The sequence below is a fragment of the Bradyrhizobium quebecense genome (assembly GCF_013373795.3).
Classification (GTDB): Bacteria; Pseudomonadota; Alphaproteobacteria; order Rhizobiales; family Xanthobacteraceae; genus Bradyrhizobium; species Bradyrhizobium quebecense.
In genome coordinates this window covers 6,875,800-6,892,997 of record NZ_CP088022.1, presented here as the reverse complement: position 1 = coordinate 6,892,997, position 17,198 = coordinate 6,875,800, and the positions used below count along the sequence as shown (strand labels likewise).

At 61.8% G+C, this 17,198-nt stretch carries 14 protein-coding genes, 1 tRNA gene and 1 pseudogene; 9 read left to right on the top strand and 7 right to left on the bottom strand.

Annotation, left to right across the window (positions count from 1 at the left end; translation table 11 throughout):
* The first annotated feature begins 102 nt into the window (after positions 1-102).
* Together HU230_RS33055 and HU230_RS33050 are read left to right on the top strand one after the other, a co-directional pair.
* Positions 103-897 carry an alpha/beta hydrolase gene (locus tag HU230_RS33055; RefSeq protein WP_176534579.1) on the top strand — a complete coding sequence of 265 codons (795 nt, stop codon included), beginning with the start codon at positions 103-105 and terminating at the stop codon, positions 895-897.
* A 23-nt stretch (positions 898-920) separates the two neighbouring features.
* On the top strand, positions 921-1,391 hold the full coding sequence (locus HU230_RS33050) for a nuclear transport factor 2 family protein (RefSeq protein ID WP_176534580.1): 471 nt from the start codon (positions 921-923) through the stop codon (positions 1,389-1,391).
* Between the two features lie 101 nt (positions 1,392-1,492).
* Here HU230_RS33050 and HU230_RS33045 read toward each other — a convergent pair whose 3' ends face one another.
* Genes HU230_RS33045 through HU230_RS33035 form a run of 3 tightly spaced genes read right to left on the bottom strand, consistent with a single transcriptional unit; the run spans position 1,493 to position 4,156 of the window.
* Positions 1,493-2,290 carry an acyl-CoA thioesterase domain-containing protein gene (locus HU230_RS33045; protein WP_176534581.1) on the bottom strand — a complete coding sequence of 266 codons (798 nt, stop codon included), beginning with the start codon at positions 2,288-2,290 and terminating at the stop codon, positions 1,493-1,495.
* A 34-nt stretch (positions 2,291-2,324) separates the two neighbouring features.
* Positions 2,325-3,515, bottom strand: coding sequence for a tRNA epoxyqueuosine(34) reductase QueG (queG, locus tag HU230_RS33040; protein ID WP_176534582.1), 1,191 nt, complete (start codon positions 3,513-3,515; stop codon positions 2,325-2,327).
* A complete protein-coding gene (locus HU230_RS33035) occupies positions 3,464-4,156 on the bottom strand; it encodes a glutathione S-transferase family protein (RefSeq protein WP_176534583.1) in 693 nt (230 codons plus the stop codon). The genes queG and HU230_RS33035 overlap by 52 nt, the downstream gene beginning before the upstream one ends.
* A 263-nt stretch (positions 4,157-4,419) precedes the next feature.
* On the opposite strand from HU230_RS33035, the gene HU230_RS33030 reads away from it, so the two are divergent.
* A complete protein-coding gene (locus HU230_RS33030; RefSeq protein ID WP_097671347.1) occupies positions 4,420-5,226 on the top strand; it encodes an undecaprenyl-diphosphate phosphatase in 807 nt (268 codons plus the stop codon).
* A 295-nt stretch (positions 5,227-5,521) separates the two neighbouring features.
* On the opposite strand, the gene HU230_RS33025 is transcribed toward HU230_RS33030, so the two are convergent.
* Positions 5,522-6,550, bottom strand: a complete 1,029-nt coding sequence (locus HU230_RS33025; RefSeq protein ID WP_176528479.1) for an IS110 family RNA-guided transposase — start codon at positions 6,548-6,550, stop codon at positions 5,522-5,524.
* Between the two features lie 182 nt (positions 6,551-6,732).
* Positions 6,733-7,701, bottom strand: a complete 969-nt coding sequence (locus tag HU230_RS33020) for a complex I NDUFA9 subunit family protein (protein ID WP_176534584.1) — start codon at positions 7,699-7,701, stop codon at positions 6,733-6,735.
* A gap of 148 nt (positions 7,702-7,849) precedes the next feature.
* On the opposite strand from HU230_RS33020, the gene HU230_RS33015 reads away from it, so the two are divergent.
* From HU230_RS33015 to HU230_RS44415, 3 genes are all read left to right on the top strand, one after another.
* Positions 7,850-7,936: transfer RNA gene (locus HU230_RS33015), tRNA-Leu, on the top strand.
* A 150-nt stretch (positions 7,937-8,086) separates the two neighbouring features.
* Complete coding sequence (locus HU230_RS33010; RefSeq protein ID WP_224943825.1) at positions 8,087-9,544, top strand: DUF6538 domain-containing protein; 1,458 nt, start codon at positions 8,087-8,089, stop codon at positions 9,542-9,544.
* A 113-nt stretch (positions 9,545-9,657) separates the two neighbouring features.
* Entirely contained in the window at positions 9,658-9,771 is a 114-nt protein-coding gene (locus tag HU230_RS44415) for a DUF6538 domain-containing protein (protein ID WP_476727276.1), read from the top strand.
* A 1,084-nt stretch (positions 9,772-10,855) separates the two neighbouring features.
* Here the strand turns inward: HU230_RS44415 and HU230_RS33005 are convergent.
* Positions 10,856-11,605: pseudogene (locus tag HU230_RS33005) on the bottom strand (IS1595 family transposase); the annotation flags it as partial.
* Between the two features lie 73 nt (positions 11,606-11,678).
* Here HU230_RS33005 and HU230_RS33000 point away from each other — a divergent pair.
* Complete coding sequence (locus HU230_RS33000; protein ID WP_176534586.1) at positions 11,679-11,831, top strand: hypothetical protein; 153 nt, start codon at positions 11,679-11,681, stop codon at positions 11,829-11,831.
* A 2-nt stretch (positions 11,832-11,833) separates the two neighbouring features.
* Here the strand turns inward: HU230_RS33000 and HU230_RS32995 are convergent, their stop codons facing one another.
* Positions 11,834-12,118, bottom strand: a complete 285-nt coding sequence (locus HU230_RS32995) for a hypothetical protein (RefSeq protein WP_176534587.1) — start codon at positions 12,116-12,118, stop codon at positions 11,834-11,836.
* Between the two features lie 269 nt (positions 12,119-12,387).
* Between HU230_RS32995 and HU230_RS32990 the strand changes: the two genes are divergently transcribed.
* Both HU230_RS32990 and HU230_RS32985 read left to right on the top strand, forming a co-directional pair.
* Positions 12,388-13,692 carry a metallophosphoesterase family protein gene (locus HU230_RS32990; protein WP_224943821.1) on the top strand — a complete coding sequence of 435 codons (1,305 nt, stop codon included), beginning with the start codon at positions 12,388-12,390 and terminating at the stop codon, positions 13,690-13,692.
* A gap of 3 nt (positions 13,693-13,695) precedes the next feature.
* Entirely contained in the window at positions 13,696-17,187 is a 3,492-nt protein-coding gene (locus HU230_RS32985; protein WP_176534588.1) for an ATP-binding protein, read from the top strand.
* The last annotated feature ends 11 nt before the right edge of the window (positions 17,188-17,198 follow it).

Sequence of the window (17,198 nt, the reverse complement as noted above, 5' to 3'; positions counted from 1 at the left end):
ACATATAGCGGGCGCGCCTGCTCTGCAAGGCGGGCCTGCTGCCGTTGACCGCTGCCGCGCGACGATTGAAAAGCGGACATCTGACACGCGAGTGACCAAACCATGAGCCAAACCGCCACATCCGAGCAGGAACCCGCGTTCATCGAGGTCGGCGAGGGCAGTTCGGCACGCCGGATCGCGGCGCGCGCCCGGGCTGGCAGCAATCCCGGCCTGGTCTGGCTCGGCGGCTTCAAGTCCGACATGACTGGCACCAAGGCGATCGCGCTCGATGCATGGGCCGCCGAGCATGGCCGCAGCTGCGTCAGGTTCGACTATTCCGGCCATGGCGAATCCGGTGGCGAGTTCGCCGACGGCACGATCGGCCGCTGGCTCGAGGAGAGCGTCGCGGTGTTCTCGCAGTTCTGCCGCGGGCCGCAGGTCGTGATCGGGTCCTCGATGGGCGGCTGGATGGCGCTGCTGCTGGCGCGCGAGATCATGCGTCGCGGGAACGCGAAGGCGCAACTCGCCGGTCTGGTGCTGATCGCACCGGCGCCCGACTTCACCGAGGAATTGATGTGGAAGGGCTTCTCGCCGGAGATCCGCGCCGAGATCGAGGCCAAGGGCGTCTGGCTCAGGCCATCCGAATATGGCGACGGCTCGCCCTATCCGATCACCCGCAATCTGATCGAGGAGGGCCGCAACCACCTCTTGCTCGGCAGCAAGATCGACGTCGGCTGTCCGGTACGCATTCTGCAGGGCGCGCAGGATCCCGACGTGCCGTGGAAGCATGCGTTCGCGCTGGTGCACCGGCTGCCGGCCGAGGACGTGGTGCTGACCATGATCCAGGACGGCGATCACCGCCTGTCGCGTTCGCAGGACATCGCGCGGATCATCGCCGCGGTGGCGGAGATCGGCTAAGCTCCCTGCACAGGGAGAAGCCGATGGATACGACAACGATGCTGCGCGCGTTCTGCGACGCGGTCGAACAGCGCGACGGCAAGGCCTTCGCAAGCCTCTTCACCGAGGACGGCGTCTACCACGACGTGTTCTACGGCGCGTTCGAAGGGCGCGCCAGAATCGCCGAGATGATCGACGACTGGTTCTACCGGACCGCGACCGATTTCCGCTGGGTGATGCACGATCCCGTCTCCGACGGCGCGACGCTCTACGCGCGCTACACGTTCAGCTACCGCTCGACGTTGCCGGAAGCCAAGGGAGCGCGTGCGATGTTCGAGGGCGTCGCGATCATGCGGCTGCGCGACGGCAAGATCACGGAGTACCACGAGGTCGCCAACACCGCGCCGGCCTTCGTCGATCTGAACTTCGCGCCGGAGCGGATCGCCAGGATCGTCGGCAAGCAGGGCGCCGCGCTGAGGGCCCGGCCGGAGATGAAGCGGCATTTGGCAGAGTAGTTCGCCGTCATTGCGAGGAGCGAAGCGACGAAGCAATCCATGCCTCAGCAAGCGGAGCCATGGATTGCTTCGCTTCGCTCGCAATGACGAAGGTAGAGAGCCTACGGCGGCGGCGGATTGCTCATCGGCTTGCGCTGGGCGAGCGCCGCCACGGTGGACGTGCCGATCGCGCCCTTCTCGTCATAGAGCCAGCATTCGCCGATCGCTACGCCGTCGGTGGCGTGATGGTTGACGACCTCGAAGCCGATCCAGTTGCTCACCGGCAAACGGTGCAGATAGATCGTGACGTCGCTGTTGATGTAGCCGAGGCCCTGGTCGCCGGCATTGGCGAAGGGGCTGGCGAAATCCGCGCCGGTTGCGACATGGACGAACGGCGTCATCTTCACGCCCGCGACGAGCTCGCGGACTTCGCTCATCCAGAGCCTGCGCTCGCCGAGCGAGCCCATGTGGCCGATGATCGGCCGCGTCTCCCACTTGCCATTCATGCCGAGCCTCGGATCGGTCGGCTTCGGGATCTCCGCGGGCGCCGGCACCTGCCAGTTGGGCGGCGACCACACATTGCCGGGTGCATTTTCCGTCCTGCGCAACAATTGGCAGGAGGCGCGCGCCATGCTGGTGCCGCCGGAGACGAACTCGGCCTCGATCACCTTGATGCGGAGCCCATCGCGCACGAGCTTCGTCGTCACCTCGACCGGCGTCGTGATGTTGGGCAGCCGGAACATGTCGACCGTGAGCCGTGCCGGGACGAAATCGTCGGAGCCGTGGCGCTCCTCGATGACGAAGCCGAGCAGGCCGATCACGACGCGGCCGTGCATCGATTCCGGGCTCCACGGTCCGTTCGCAACTGACGTCGGCATGAAGCCGTCGCCATGTCTGGTGAAGAAGGGCGGGTTTGTCATGGTTGTCGACCATGACGGGAACGGCGCGATGAAATCAAGAGGCGGCTGCCGCGCGCCACTCCTGCTGCACGCTGATATCAGGCTCGCCACCGGCCCGTGACGCCAGCGCCGCGAACGCATCGCGGGCGATCAGTTGCGACAGCGCCCACACCGCTGCGCCGCGCACCAGCGGGCTTGCATCGTCGAGCAAACGCTGCGCCTCACCGGCGAGGCTTGCATCGCCGGAATTGCCGATCGCGATCAGCACATTGCGGATGAAGCGGTCGCGGCCGATGCGCTTGACCGGCGATTTCGTGAAAAGCGCGCGAAACGCGGCATCGTCGAGGCGTGCGAGATCGGCGAGCGCGGGCGCGCGCAACGCGTCGCGCGCCGCAAGCTTCTGCTCGCGTCCCGCCATAGCGAACTTGTTCCACGGACACACCGCGAGGCAGTCGTCGCAGCCATAGATGCGGTTGCCGATGGCCTTGCGGAATTCGTGCGGGATCGGACCCTTGTTCTCGATCGTCAGATACGAGATGCAGCGCCGCGCATCGAGCTTGTAGGGGGCGGGAAACGCCGCGGTCGGGCAGATGTCCTGGCAGGCGCGGCAGCTGCCGCAATGATCGGCTTCGTCCTCATCGCGCGGCAGCTCGGTGGCGGAATAGATCGCGCCGAGAAACAGCCACGAGCCGAAGTCGCGCGACACCAGATTGGTGTGCTTGCCCTGCCAGCCGATGCCCGCGGCTTGCGCCAGCGGCTTCTCCATCACAGCGGCGGTGTCGACGAACACCTTCACCTCGTCGCCCGTCATCGCGGCGAGCCAGCGCGCCAGAATCTTCAGCCGCTTTTTGATCACGTCGTGATAGTCGTCGCCCTGCGCATAGACCGAGATCGCGCCATGCGATCGGCGCGCGAGAATGTTGAGCGGATCGTCGTCGGGCCCGTAATTGACGCCGAGCATGATGATCGAGCGCACGGCACCCCACAGCACGCGTGGGTCCGTGCGCCGCTCCGGATTGGCCGCGAGCCAGTCCATCTCGCCATGGCCGCCGGAGCCGAGGAATTCAAAAAAATATTGTCCGGCCGCGCGCGTCGCATCCGGATCGGTAAAGCCGATGGCATCGAAGCCGAGCGCGCGCGCCTCGCGCCCAAGCGCTTCCTTGAGATCGGACGGAGAGAGCCTGACCGCCCGGTTCAGAAGTCGAGGTCCACATAGGTGCGCGACGCCGGCACCCCCGCCAGCCATTCGCTGAGCAGCGGGCGGAACGACGGGCGGGATTTCACCCGCGCGTACCACGACTTTGCCGCGTCGTCCTCGCTCCATGGCACGTCGCCCAGATAGTCGATCGCCGAGAGGTGCGCCGCGGCGGCGAGATCCGCGTAGGTCAGGCGGTCGCCGGCGAGATAGTTCCGCGTCTTCGCCAGCCAGCCGATATAGTTCAAATGATAGCGCACATTGACCTTGGCGGCGCGCATGATGTCGGGGGCCGGCGGGCCGCCGCCATTGTCCTCGCTCATGAAGCGCTTGTAGATCCGCTCGGTCACCAGCGGGTTGGAGGCTTCTTCGAAGAATTTCTCGTTGAACCACGCCATCAGCCGGCGCACCTCGACGCGCTCGGCCGAAGACGTCGGCAGCAGCCGACGCTCGCCGGCATCGAGACCATGCGTCTCGTCGACATATTCGGCGATCACGGGCGCCCCCGGAATCGGCGGAAAGCCCTCGGCGATCAGCACCGGCGTGTTGGCCGCCGGATTGAGCGCGAGGTACGCCTCGCGCCGCTCCCAGACCCGTTCTTCCACCAGGCGCAGATCGAGGCCATACTCGCCGAGCACGAGGCGAATGAAGCGCGAATGCGGACAGAACGGATGGTGATACAGCGTATACATGAAGCCCTTGGTAGTGTCGTGGCGCTTAAGAAACCATCAACCTGTGTGACCTGAACCTGTGATTTGGCCAGACCAGTTCCGCTCGTCTCTATGTCGCGTCGGCACGCAAACCGGTAGCCACCCCCGCAGATGGTGCGGGTCACAAAAACGCTATAGCCCAGCAAATCGGCCGGGTAACCCATTGTTTGACGATTCTTTGCGATTGCGGCCTATGTGCGAATAAGCGAGAAGAATTCGGTTTTCCACACAGGGCAGATCAGATCATGATGACGGATATGCTGCGGGCGGTGATTCTCGGCATCGTCGAGGGCGTCACGGAGTTCCTGCCGGTCTCTTCGACAGGCCACCTGCTGCTCGCGGAACGTTTCTTCAATCTCGGCGAAGGCAATTTCTGGAAAAGCTTCGCGATCCTGATTCAGCTCGGTGCGATCCTTGCGATCCTCGCACTCTACTTCACCAGATTGTGGCGCGTCGCGCTCGGCATGTTCTCCAATCCCGACGACCGCCGCTTCGTCATCGGCGTGCTGGTGGCGTTTCTGCCCGCCGTCGTGATCGGCCTGATCGCCGGCAAATACATCAAGGAATTCCTGTTCAATCCGTGGGTGGTCTGCTTCACGCTGATCGTCGGCGGCGCCGTCCTGCTCTGGGTCGATCAGCTCGATCTCAAAGTGTACGAGGACGACGCGACCCGGTTCCCGCTGCTGATGTATTTCTGGATCGGCGTCGCGCAGTGCCTGGCGATGATCCCCGGCGTGTCGCGCTCCGGCGCCAGCATCGTGGCTGCGATGCTGCTCGGCGCCGACAAGCGCTCGGCGGCGGAGTTCTCGTTCTTCCTCGCGATCCCGACCATGGTCGGCGCGTTCGCCTATGATTTCTACAAGAACCGCGCCGACTTCTCGTCCGACAATCTCAGCGTCATCGCGGTCGGCTTCGTGGTCTCCTTCATCGTTGCAATGGTCGTGGTGAAGACGTTCCTCAACTACGTCACCCGCCACGGCTTCACGTTCTTCGCCTGGTGGCGCGTGATCGTCGGCACGCTCGGCCTGATCGCGCTGGCGATGGGAAGGTAAGGCCTAGCTCGTCGTCCCGGCGAAGGCCGGGACCCATATGTGGACGGCCCCCGTGGCACAAGAGCTTTCTGGGATTGGTCGGATCGCTGTCATCCATATGTCCGGCCTGTTTGATGCGATCGTGTTGATCGCTGGGCCAAGATGGTTTCCGCGACGCGAGTGCCAAACAACCTGGCGACCTTGTGAAGGCCAATGGGTCCCGCGGCTTGTCTCGCGTTCTGGATCGATCGATCATTCCATCTGCTCTTGCAGCTCCGGTTCGTCCGGCGAGCGCTACGTCCGGCCGGCCGACCTGTTAGGTGACAGCGTTCATGCGTGCGGCATCATAGCTCTCGCCGGTCGCCATCAGCTTCCAGGCGATGCGGGCCACCTTGTTGGCGAGCGCCACGGCCGCAAGCTTCGGCGGCTTGCGCCTGAGCAACGCCACGAGCCAGCGCGAGGGGTGGCCGCGCCCGAGCCTTGCCTGCCGGATCACCGCGGTCGCCCCGGCCACGAGCAGGCGACGCAGGGTCTCGTCGCCAGCGCGGGTGATCTTGCCGAGCCTGGTTTTGCCGGCGGTGGAATGGTCCTTGGGCGTCAGGCCGAGCCAGGCCGCGAACAAGCGGCCGGAGCGGAAGGCGTGCGGGTCCGGCGTCTTCATCACAAGCGAGGTCGCGATGATCGGACCGACCGAGGGGATCTGGGCCAGACGACGGCTTGTGGCGTTGGCCTGGTGCCAGGCCAGCAGCCTGGCCTCGACCGCCTTCAGCTCACCCTGCAACTGCGCATAGTCACGGCCCTGCATGGCGAACAGCTCGCGCGCCATAGCGGGAACGCTCTCGTCCTGCGTGATCCGGGCCAACAGCGGCTCGATCTTGTCCAACCCCTTCGGCGCGATCAGGCCAAACTCCGCCGCGTAGCCGCGGATCGCATTGCTGAGCTGGGTACGGCGGCCGATCAGCCCATCGCGGACACCTGCAAGCATCAGCGCGGCCTGCTGTTCGGCGCTCTTCACCGGCACAAACCGCATCCGCGGTCGGCCCATCGCTTCGCACACCCCATCCGCATCTCGCCCGTCGTTCTTGTTCCGCAGCACATAAGGCTTCACCAACTGCGGCGCTATCAGCTTCACCTCATGGCCAAGCTTGCCAAGCTCGCGCCCCCAGTAATGAGCCGCCCCGCAGGCCTCCATCCCGATCACGGTCGGCGGAAGCTTGGCAAAAAACTCAAGCACCTGCTTGCGCGACAGCTTCTTGCGCAACACCGGCTGTTCCGCCGCGTCAACTCCATGCAGCACAAAAATATGCTTCGACGTATCCATCCCAATACGGATAATCTCTCTCACGGACGGTCTCCTTGTCTGAGATTTACAACAACCTCATTCTGGCACACTGATGCCGTAGGGGGCCGTCCACACCATCAACCCAAGTCTTTGTTGGTTACGCGAGATGGGGCCACAGCTCCGCACAAAGCGGACATTTGTGGCTATGGGTCCCGGCCTTCGCCGGGACGACGGGTGGAGAGTGCTTACGCGCTCTTCTTCTGGAACTGCCCCGTCGCGCGGAAGCGCCAGAGATATTGCGGGGCGATCGCTTCCATCGAATCGGGCGTGATGCCGAGGCCGGCGAAGGTCAGGCCGGCGGCCTTGGCGGCGTCGGACACCACATTGTCCGAGCGCAGCATCGCGACCTGATCCGGGGTCAGCGTGAACGGCCCCGGCGCGAATTGCAGGACATACGACTGCAGCTTGGCGAGGCCGAACGGCAGCGGCGCCAGCAGGCGGTCGCGCTGGGTGATCTGAAGGATGATCTGCATCACCTCGCGCATGGTCAGCACTTCCGGGCCGCCGAGCTCGTACGTCGCGCCCGGCTTCGCCTTGCCGTCGACGGCATCGGCCACGGCGTCCGCGACGTCGGCGACATAGGCCGGCTGCAGTCTGTTGACGCCACCGCCGACCAGCGGCAGCACCGGCGACATCCGCGCCAGCGCCGCAAAGCGGTTGGTGAACTGATCCTCGGGCCCGAACAGTAGCGACGGCCGCATGATGGTGGCCTGCGGCAGGGCGGCCTGCACCGCCTGCTCGCCTTCCGCCTTGGCGCGGTAATAACCCGACAGCGAATCCTTATCGGCGCCGATCGCCGAGACATGGACCATCCGCCCGCCCACGGCGGCTGCCGCCTTGGCGATGGTCTCGGCGCCCTTCACCTGCACGGCGTCAAAGCTCTGCCCGCCGCCCTCGGCCAGGATGCCGACCAGGTTGATGGCGATATGCGAATCACGCATCGCGGCCTCGACCGAGGCCGGGTAGCGCACATTGGCCTGGACGGCGTGAATCTGCCCGACGCGGCCGAGCGGCTGCAGATGGCCGGCCAGTTCAGGCCGCCGCACCGCAACGCGGATGCGGTAATCGCGCTTGCAGAGCGCCCGGACCACGTTCCGCCCCAGAAAACCGGATCCGCCGAAGACCGTGACGAGCGTTTCCAGGTTCGATGCCATGAGGTCCATTCCTGCCGGATTCGAGAGCGATTGGGCGTATTTAGAGCCTCTCGCGATACGCCATCAGCCCAATCCTGTACAGGCTATTTGAATTTCCAATCGCGAATTTGACAAGCGCGTAACCGATCCTTACTAAGCCGCTCCACATGCCCAGGTGGCGGAATTGGTAGACGCGCTGGCTTCAGGTGCCAGTGGCTTAACGGCCGTGAAGGTTCGAGTCCTTTCCTGGGCACCACACTCCTTCTAAGCAATTGTTTTGGAAGGAAATAAGCAAGATCAATGGCTTGACGCTACCCGCCTGGTACAAAAGGCTGGTACAATGCCCCTTGCAATGTCACGTCCCTGGAAACATCCGAATAGTGGTGTCTACTGGCTCCGGAAAGGTGTGCCGGAGGACCTGCGCGCGCTTGTCGGCAAGCGGGAGGAGAAGCGGAGTCTGCAGACGCGCGACCCCGTCGAGGCCAAGCGTCGGCATGCCGAAGCCCTCGCTGAAATCGAGGAACGCTGGGCCAATCTACGCGCGGGCCCAAAGGCGCTTACCGAGCGAGAGGCCCACCAGTTGGCTGCGGTCGTTCATGACCGGTGGTTGCAGCAGCACGCGGACAATCCGAGCCAACAGACCGCCTGGAACGTTGATCTCGCCGATCGCCTGTTCGCGCCTCCTCGGAGACTGAGGTCGTATAATATTTTGGATCCTGACTTTGACGACCCAAACGGCGTGCAAATCCTTCAAATGGAGAGATGGTGCCTGGAGGGGGCTGACGAATGCTTGGCGACCCGTGGGATGGTGGTGGACGACCAAAGTCGACGCCTCCTCGCCAAAGCCATCGCGGCAGCAGTGCAACGGGCAAGCCTGACGCTGGCGCGGCTAGCGATGGGAGAAGTACCCGCAAGTGGGTTCTTGCCGGTACAAAGCGCGGTGGTGCCATTCGCAGCGTCCCAACAGCCTCTTCCTCTGACCGATCTTGTAAAGGGTTGGGCAGCTGAACGTCGGCCCGCCGCCAAGACGCTCTATGAGTGGTCGCGTGTGGTGCGTCAGTTGGGAGATTACTTAGGCCACAGCGACGCCCGGCGACTAACCGGTGAAGATTTAATTGGTTGGAAGCAATCGATGGTCGAGGGCGGTCTGCGACCCAAAACGATCCAAGACGCCAAATTGGCGCCGATGAGGGCCATTTTGCAATGGGGCGTTCATAATAAGCACATTGCCTCAAATCCCGCCGAGGGCATTTCTCTCGATGCCAGAAGTAAGCAGGGCGAGAAAAAACGCAGTTTTTCGGATGAGGAGGCAAAGATAATCCTTCGTGCGGCACTGGCAGAAAAGGACCCGGTTCGACGGTGGGTGCCTTGGATTGGGGCCTATTCCGGGGCGAGAGTTTCTGAAATTTGCCAGCTGCGCTCGGAAGACATCATCAAGATCGAAGAGATCTGGTGCATGAAATTTGACCCGGAAGCGGGTTCACTGAAAACCAGTGGATCCGAAAGGATCATTCCTCTTCATCCAGCTCTCATCGAGGCAGGATTTTTGAAGTTCGTGGCGAAGATAAAGGCGGGGCCAATATTTGCGGCTCTTGCGCCCGATAAATTCGGTAAGCGCGGTGGAAACGGCACGAAGGTGATCGGGCGATTCGTTCGTCAGCTGGGTTTAACCGACACCCGACTTTCCCCCAGCCATTCCTGGCGGCACCGAATCAAAACGTCGGGGCGGAAGCATGGGCTGGCTCAGGATATTTTGGATGCCATCACCGGCCACGGGTCCAGGTCGGTTGCGGACTCGTATGGGGAGTTTCCGGTTGAGGCCCTCTATAGGGAAATCTCTAAGATCCCGAAACTTGAACTGTAGGACGTTTTCGAATCCCTCCGGCTCCGCCCTTCCTAAGCGACTGATTTTACTAGAACAACGTCCGAAATAATCACGAAATCTGTCACAGGCCCCTGTCACACGCAGGGTTCAAAATGTACGTTGCTAAAAGGAACGGCGTTTACCAGTTCCGCAGACCCATTCCCAATTCTCTTAAGCCATTGTTCGGCCGCGACGACCTGCGGATGAGGGCGGTAATACACATTTGATGATCTCGCGAACGGCAAAGAGCCGCCGGAGCAACTCTGATGTCCAACAACCTTGCGCGACCCGCGTCCAGACGAATGGCAACGAGGGGATTTATTTCCTTTCATCGAGGAGGCTTGGAGCAACTCGGTCGGGATCGTCGGCAACAACAATGTGGTGGCGGCGCGGTTAACGGCGATCGATGGCTCATGACAAAGCGGGTCGGAGTCGCGCTGCGGGTCAACGTGAAAACGGCGTTGTCCGGTGCGATCAGGGGCCGGGGCAATACATGCTTTGGGAGATTGCCCGATAGCAGGGCGGACAAGCCCGTAGCTTCACGTGAGTCCTTCCGGGGCAAGCCCTCGGCCACAATAAATAATTGCCCCGTGAACAACAGAATATCGGCATGGTGTAGGCCATTGGCCGACAATTTTTCGCTTGGGAATCCCTGAGGAATCACTGATACTTATAGGTAATTTGGGGTTACGGGACATCCCGGTTTCCCCCTCTTTCCACCATATTTAGTATTTGATTCAGGAACTCGTACTAATCGTTGACGCCCCAGATAGAGTCGCCTTACCGTTACGGGTGTTCGGGCCGCGGATTCGCGGTCCCGTCAACGAAACGCCCCAACCTTTCGGAAGGGGCGTTCTACGGAAGCTGTGTCACCAGCTTTCGCTGCGTGGGCCGGGGTAGCTTATTGGTGCAAGCGCTGGTCTGTTAAACTTGAGACGCTCGGTTCGATTCCGACACCCGGTACCACCATCCTGAAGATAAGGCTCCCTCGAAAGAGGGGGCCTTTTTCTTTACCGCAGTGAGAATGCCAGAGTCGACTCTTTCTAGCAAGCAATTTAATGTCGATTTTTGGCAATAAAATGCGCCGAGTTGAGTATGGCGGGGGCTCCACAAAAGGAAGATACGATCCTGATACGGCTAACCGTATCGCGGAATGTGTATGCTTACCTCCGGCTGCTTAAACGAAAAACGGCTCTGGGCGCGTCTGAGGGGGACATAGCGCGATACGTCCTCACCCAGCGCATTGAACAAATGATTGCTGAAAAATATCACGACGCGCAGGCTGTCCCGACTGGCGATTAAGGATCGCAGTTACCGGCGCGCCACGCGTTGCCAATAGCCCTTCCACTGGCGCGAAACAGGATGCGCGAGCGCTGCGCTAGTCGTCATCAAATACTGTTCGCCATTGCTGACGCGGCGGTTGTTTTCGCGCCAAGCCATTTCGCTGGCATAGGCTGATAGGTACGGTCCGGCCACATGATGGTGGATGCCGATTTCGGCGCGGCGCAAGCGGGAGAAAAACGACTCAGCCTGATTGGTATTGGCTTCGTCCGTTGAATACGCCTCAGAGTGATTGATCCGCTTCGTCAGGAAGCGCGCATGAAGCGCGTCCCAATGACCGGCTTCGTCGGCATAGACGACACTGCCGGGGGCAACGGTGCGGGCAATCGTGACGACCGAAGCGTCCTCAGACCTGAACACGAAAGGCAGCGTCCGGCCGCCGCGCTCGCGCATGATGACAACAACGCGGCGCTTGCCCGTTTGATGTTCGGCAGGACGGCGATCGCGGCGATTGATCTTGTTGTTGGCCTGGCGCACATGCCCGCCAAAATACGCGCCGTCCACCTCGACCTCGCCGGAAACGGTCGCGCCGTTCGCTTCGGACGCCAGCCTTTCCCGGATTTTGTGCGCCATGACAAACGCCGTCTTGTACTGGCAATCCAGGTCCCGGCTCAGTTGCAGGGCGCTATGGCCCTTCGCGCCGTTGACGAAAATCGCGATGGCAAGCAAGTAGTCGCGGATTGAAAGCTTGCGGCTGGCAAAAATGGTCCCGCTCGTCACGCAAAGGACTCGTTCTGGTTGTGGATTTTGATATTATCCATCTGTGATTCAGTGAGTCGCAGGGAGAGATTTGATGGCGAAGAAAGAGCAAATTATCCCGCCGAAGAAATCGGCGGGCAGTCAGGCCAGTGGCGGCCTGAAAAAGGGTAATCCGGTCTCGGCGCGAGTTATGGCCGACCTGTCTGTCGCCAAGCGCCAAGGTGTAAAGCGTCCGCCGGGAAAATGATCTCACTTGAGCCGCCTTTCCGAAAGGATGGCGGACTTAGGAATCAGCATTCCCCCATACGCGTGCCGATTGTCCGGATGCTCAAAATCCGCGATGGTCGGCACAATTATTTTGCCGTTTTTGTTTTCCGAGATCAGGAAGCCAACGCTGATACCGCGATGCAGGTACGGGTCGGGAATATCGCCGTAATCCATCCAGCCTACCGCTAAGCGGCTAGCGTCCGTCCACTCAATCAGAACCAGCGGATGGCCAATATTAGGCCCCGCCTTTCCGCCTGATTTCTTCATGTTTTGACCTTGGTGAGTTTGCTACCTAATGCCGACCATCTGCACATCCTAACCGGGTATCGAATCACGTACGGTTGCGGTTACAACCGGATGGCTGCGGGTTTTTGCGAGGCTGTCTTAGTAATTTGGCCGTTGCATGCGGTAGTTCTACCGCGACAACTCATCGTCCTAGCAATGGGGTTGAGTTGCGTTCAGAGGCAACAAGAGGAAAGATCTGTGGCGACCATAGCGCCGTAAATGCAAATGGCGTTGACAGCTAGGCGGGCGGGGTGACGCCCAATCTAGTTACGAAGGAGGGGAACATCGCATCGTATCGCTTCGTCCATGCCGCCGATATCCATCTCGATTCTCCGCTGCTTTCGCTTGCCCTGCGCAACCCCGATCTTGCCGATCTGATTGGGAACGCGACGCGGCGGGCTTTCGTGCGTATCATCGATCTGTGCTTGGAAGAGCGTGTCGACGCGCTCATGTTGGCAGGCGATCTTTATGATGGCGACCAGACGTCGATGAAAACGGCCCGTTTTCTGGCCGAGCAGATCCGCCGACTTCATCAGGCCGGGATTCAGGTCTTCGTCATTCGCGGCAATCACGACGCGCTCTCACGGATCACCAAGGAGCTGATCTTTCCTGGCTCGGTGAAGGTCTTCGGCGGTCGCGCCGAAGCGGTGGCGGTCGGCCGGGACGCAGGCGATTTTTCAGTTGCAATCCATGGCCTGAGTTTCGCTCAACCGCACGCGCCCGAAAGCCTGATTGCAAAGTACAAACCTGTTGTCGCGGGCGCGGTGAACATTGGCATCATGCACACGAGCCTCGCGGGCGCTCCTGGTCACGATCCTTATGCGCCATGCAGTATCGCTGACCTGCACGCCACCGGCTTTCAGTATTGGGCCCTGGGTCACGTGCATAAGCGGTCGATCGTGCAAGGCGCCTGCGCGATCGTGATGCCGGGCATGCCGCAAGGACGCGACATTAATGAAGCCGGCGCCAAATCGGTGACGCTTGTTACCATCCGGGATGATCGTTCGATCCACATCGAAGAGCGCGCCACCAGTATCGCGCAGTTCGAACGGGTCTCAGTCGACGCCGCCGGCCTTGATGACTGGCGTGATCTTATCACTGCAGTGACGCGCGCGCTGGAGCAGGCGCGTGAGTCCGTCGTCTCCGAACACCTCGTCGCCCGGCTGCGCGTGACCGGGGCCACGCCATTGTCCTGGCGCATTCGGCGCGACCTCGATCTCCTTAAGGCCGAGGCGGATGATCGTGGCACTCGAATTGGTGCGTGCTGGATCGAAAAGCTGGAAGTGGCAACCCGCGCCTCGGACGAGATCGTCGATTCCTCCGCCGACCCGCTCGTTGAATTACGCCGCCTCATAGAGGAGGAGGTGCTTCAGTCGGAGACGTTTCAGACGGATCTCTTAACGGTCGCCGAGGAATTGAGAGCGCAGCTTCCGCAGGAGTGTCGCGACAGTCTCGGGGCCGACGAGACAGCCTTCAAGGCTGGCCTCGGGCTTCTCGCGCGAGAGGGCGCTGAAGATATTCTTGCGAAGCTCCATGCATCCGAAAAAGGCGCATAGCTCATGCGTCTCAAGCGCCTCGATCTCACCCGCTACGGGAATTTCACCGGTCGCAGCATCGAGTTCGGTGAGAAGCAACAAGGCCTGCCTGACCTGCACATCGTCTATGGTCCGAACGAGGCGGGCAAGTCGACGGCTCTCGCGGCCTTCCTCGATCTGTTGTTCGGGATCGGAACGCAGAGTCCATTCGGCTTCCTTCACCCCTATCCGACCATGCGGGTGGGCGGCCTCATCGAGGTCGGCGCTGAAGCCCGGGAGCTGGTTCGCATCAAGCGGCCGCAGAACAGCCTGCTTGATGCCGACGATCGACCCATTGCCGAAAACGTCATCCGCGGTGAACTCGGCGGGGTCGATCGCGAGTCATATCGCACCATGTTTTCACTTGATGACGAGACCCTGGAGAAAGGCGGCGAGAGCATTCTAGCCAGCAAGGGCGATCTTGGAGAACTGCTTTTTTCGGCCAGCGCGGGCCTTGCCGATCTCAGCCGCAGGCTGCTCGACCTGAGGGCGGGGGCCGAGGGCTTCTACAAATATCGTGCGCGTAGCGGGATTCTTGCCGAACTCAAAACGCGTCTCGCCGAATTGAAGGCCGAACGGGAGCGGTTCGATACGCAGGCGTCTGACTACGCGCGGCTCATCGACATTCGCGACCGGGCTTCGTCACAATATGACGAAGCGATCGGTGAACGGACGCGCATCCAGGCGCGGGTCGATGAAATCCAGCGTCATCTCGCTGCTCTGCCGCGTCTCGCTGCGCTCCGAGCGATCCGCGAACGTCTCCAACCGCTCGCCGAGTTGCCTGCTCCGCCGCCAGTCTGGAGCGAGGAATTGCCCAAGCTCCAGAAGGAGGAGATAGAGCTCGGCGTACAAACGCGTGCGGTCGCCGACGAGATCGAGCGGCTCGGCGCCGAAATCGACTCGATCGTCATCGACGAGCCCGCGTTGCGTCTGCTCAGCAAAGTGGAGCAACTCGCCGACCTTCGAGCCCGTCACGTGACAGCCGAGAAAGATATCCCGGAGAGGCGGTTGCAACTGCAAGCGGCGGAATTAGCCGTGTCAGGCATCTTGACGCGGATGGAACGGGAAGGGGAGGCGGACCCCCGCCGACTCTTACTCGGCGCCTCGACGGTCGGCCGCCTGCGCGAACTGGTCGAATCCCGTTCGGGCATTGACAGCGCCATCCGCACCGCGGCAACGGAACTTACTGACGCCCGTCGTCGTCTGACCGATGCCGAGGCCTTGCTGCGTGAGGCCGGAGACGATCCGAAAACCGAGCGAGGCAGGGACGGCGCGATAGCCCGACTGACGGCCGCCATGGCCGCTTCGCGCAACACCGACCATGTTGCGCGGCGCCGATTGGCGGAGAGAGCCCGTGAGACCGCAATCACGACCCTGACCGACCGTCTCCGTACGCTGCATCCTTGGCGAGGCGAGGTCGAGGATCTTGTCGGTATGCGATGCCTTAGTGGGGATGCGATCCAGCAGTGGAAGACAGCGCTTGATAATGCGCAGCGAGAGCTCCGCCAACATGTCAACGATGTCGATCGGCTGACAAGCGAGATCCGCCGACTAGAGGCGGAACGCGACGCCATCGCCGGCATGACAGGCATCGTCTCCGACCAGGAGGCTGCCGCCATCCGGACACATCGTGAGCAGGCCTGGTCAGCGCACCGCCGTCATCTCGAGGCCACATCCGCCGATGCGTTCGAGAGTGCGCTGCGGCACGACGACATCGTCACGTCGAGCCGCCAAGCGCATATGTCAGACTTGGCGAAACTCCATCAGACCGGACAGTCTCTCGCCATCGCCGCAGCTGAATTGACGCTGGTGACTGAACTCAAAGATGCGGCTGCCGCGGCCGTGCAGTCAATCCGCGAAAAGATTGCTACTGCCGTTCGGACGATGGCGACGTCGTTTGCCGACGATGTCACGCTGACAGACGTCGAAGACTGGCTCGCGCGCCGCGACAAGGCACTGGAAGCACGAGAGGCTATTCTCGCGGCCGAGCAGGACCTACGCGAAGCCAAGGCCGACGCGCAGGAGGCTCACGACCGATTGAAGGCCGCGCTCGATGGCGCCGGCCTATCCTATGACGCTGAATCCGGATTCGACGGTCTTCTCACGGCGGCTCAAGTCGTCCTCGACCGCGAAGGCGAGACCCGGGCGCTGCGCGTTGCGACGGAGGAGCGAAAACGCGAGCTGCTACTACGCGAACGCGCGGCGGAGCAGGCGAACGCAGATGAGCAGGCCTGGACCGCATCCTGGACTACAGCGTGCAAGGCTTGCTGGCTCGGCGATCAGGCCGAAATTCCGACGCTTGCGACAGTGCGCGAGATTCTATCGGCCGCCGGCGATCTCGGGCCTGCTCTCGAGAAGAAGGTCGGCTTGGTCGACCGTATCGAAAAGATGGAGAAGGACCAAGTCTCGTTCCGGGACGAAGTTGCGGCCATCTGCGGCGATATGGCGATTCCGGTCGGTTCAAACGCGGTTCTCGATCTGGCGCAGCGCGTCGGCGATCGTGTTCGTGACGCGGTCGCCGAACGCGCGCGCCGCACCAAAACGACAGATAGTCTCGAAGAAGCGCGGAAGAGGAACCGGTTGCTTGCCGAAACCCTGGCGGTTCACGAACAGCAGAAACAGACGATGACGTCGTTCTTCAGCGTCGGGTCGCTGGCCGAGGTAGCTGGGAAGCTTCTGGATGTCGCGAAACGACGTGAGTTACGGCAGCACGTCGAAGATGCCGAGCATGAGATCCTCGAAGCGATGCGACTCTCCGATATCACTGAAGCCGGACGCATCCTCGATACCGCCGATCGGCCCGCGCTGGAAGCGGAGCTTATCGAGCTCAAGGCGCGTTTCGATGACCAGGACAGGCGCTGTCACGAACTTTTCGCCACGCGCAGCCAAGCGATTGATCAAGTGGAGGCGATCGGAGGGGATTCGAAGGTCGCCGAAATCGAGGAGCGCCGCCGCACAACGCTGCTTGAAATCCAGGACGGCGCGGAACGCTACCTGCAACTGCGTGCCGGTACGGTCGCCATGGAGCAGGCGCTGCGCGCCTATCGCGAGCGCCATCGCAGCTCGATGATGACGCGCGCCTCCGCTGCATTTCGGACTGTCAGCCGCGGCGCCTACAGCGGGCTCGCAGCCCAGCCCGGCAAGGACGGCGAAACCTTGATTGCCCTGTCGGAGGGCGGCGGCTCAAAGTCCGCCAACGAACTATCGAAAGGCACGCGGTTTCAACTCTATCTGGCCCTGCGCGTGGCCGGCTACCACGAATTCGTTCGAGCGCGCTGCCCCGTGCCGTTCATCGCTGACGACATCATGGAGACGTTTGACGATTTTCGAGCCGAAGAGGCGTTCCGTCTGTTCGCTGACATGGCCGGGGTAGGGCAGGTCATTTATCTGACCCATCATCAGCACCTGTGCGACATCGCGAAGAAAGTCTGTCCGGACGCGCGATTACACAGGATCGGAACAGATCAACAAGAATAATGACGATAAGT

Excerpts from the sequence above, each read along its gene's own strand:
- HU230_RS33055 (WP_176534579.1), top strand. The coding sequence starts at position 103 with ATGAGCCAAACCGCCACATCCGAGCAGGAACCCGCGTTCATCGAGGTC.
- HU230_RS33050 (WP_176534580.1), top strand. The coding sequence starts at position 921 with ATGGATACGACAACGATGCTGCGCGCGTTCTGCGACGCGGTCGAACAG.
- HU230_RS33045 (WP_176534581.1), bottom strand. The coding sequence starts at position 2,290 with ATGACAAACCCGCCCTTCTTCACCAGACATGGCGACGGCTTCATGCCG.
- queG (WP_176534582.1), bottom strand. The coding sequence starts at position 3,515 with ATGGCTGGCGGGGGTGCCGGCGTCGCGCACCTATGTGGACCTCGACTT.
- HU230_RS33035 (WP_176534583.1), bottom strand. The coding sequence starts at position 4,156 with ATGTATACGCTGTATCACCATCCGTTCTGTCCGCATTCGCGCTTCATT.
- HU230_RS33030 (WP_097671347.1), top strand. The coding sequence starts at position 4,420 with ATGATGACGGATATGCTGCGGGCGGTGATTCTCGGCATCGTCGAGGGC.
- HU230_RS33020 (WP_176534584.1), bottom strand. The coding sequence starts at position 7,701 with ATGGCATCGAACCTGGAAACGCTCGTCACGGTCTTCGGCGGATCCGGT.
- HU230_RS44415 (WP_476727276.1), top strand. The coding sequence starts at position 9,658 with ATGTACGTTGCTAAAAGGAACGGCGTTTACCAGTTCCGCAGACCCATT.
- HU230_RS33000 (WP_176534586.1), top strand. The coding sequence starts at position 11,679 with ATGGCGAAGAAAGAGCAAATTATCCCGCCGAAGAAATCGGCGGGCAGT.
- HU230_RS32995 (WP_176534587.1), bottom strand. The coding sequence starts at position 12,118 with ATGAAGAAATCAGGCGGAAAGGCGGGGCCTAATATTGGCCATCCGCTG.
- HU230_RS32985 (WP_176534588.1), top strand. The coding sequence starts at position 13,696 with ATGCGTCTCAAGCGCCTCGATCTCACCCGCTACGGGAATTTCACCGGT.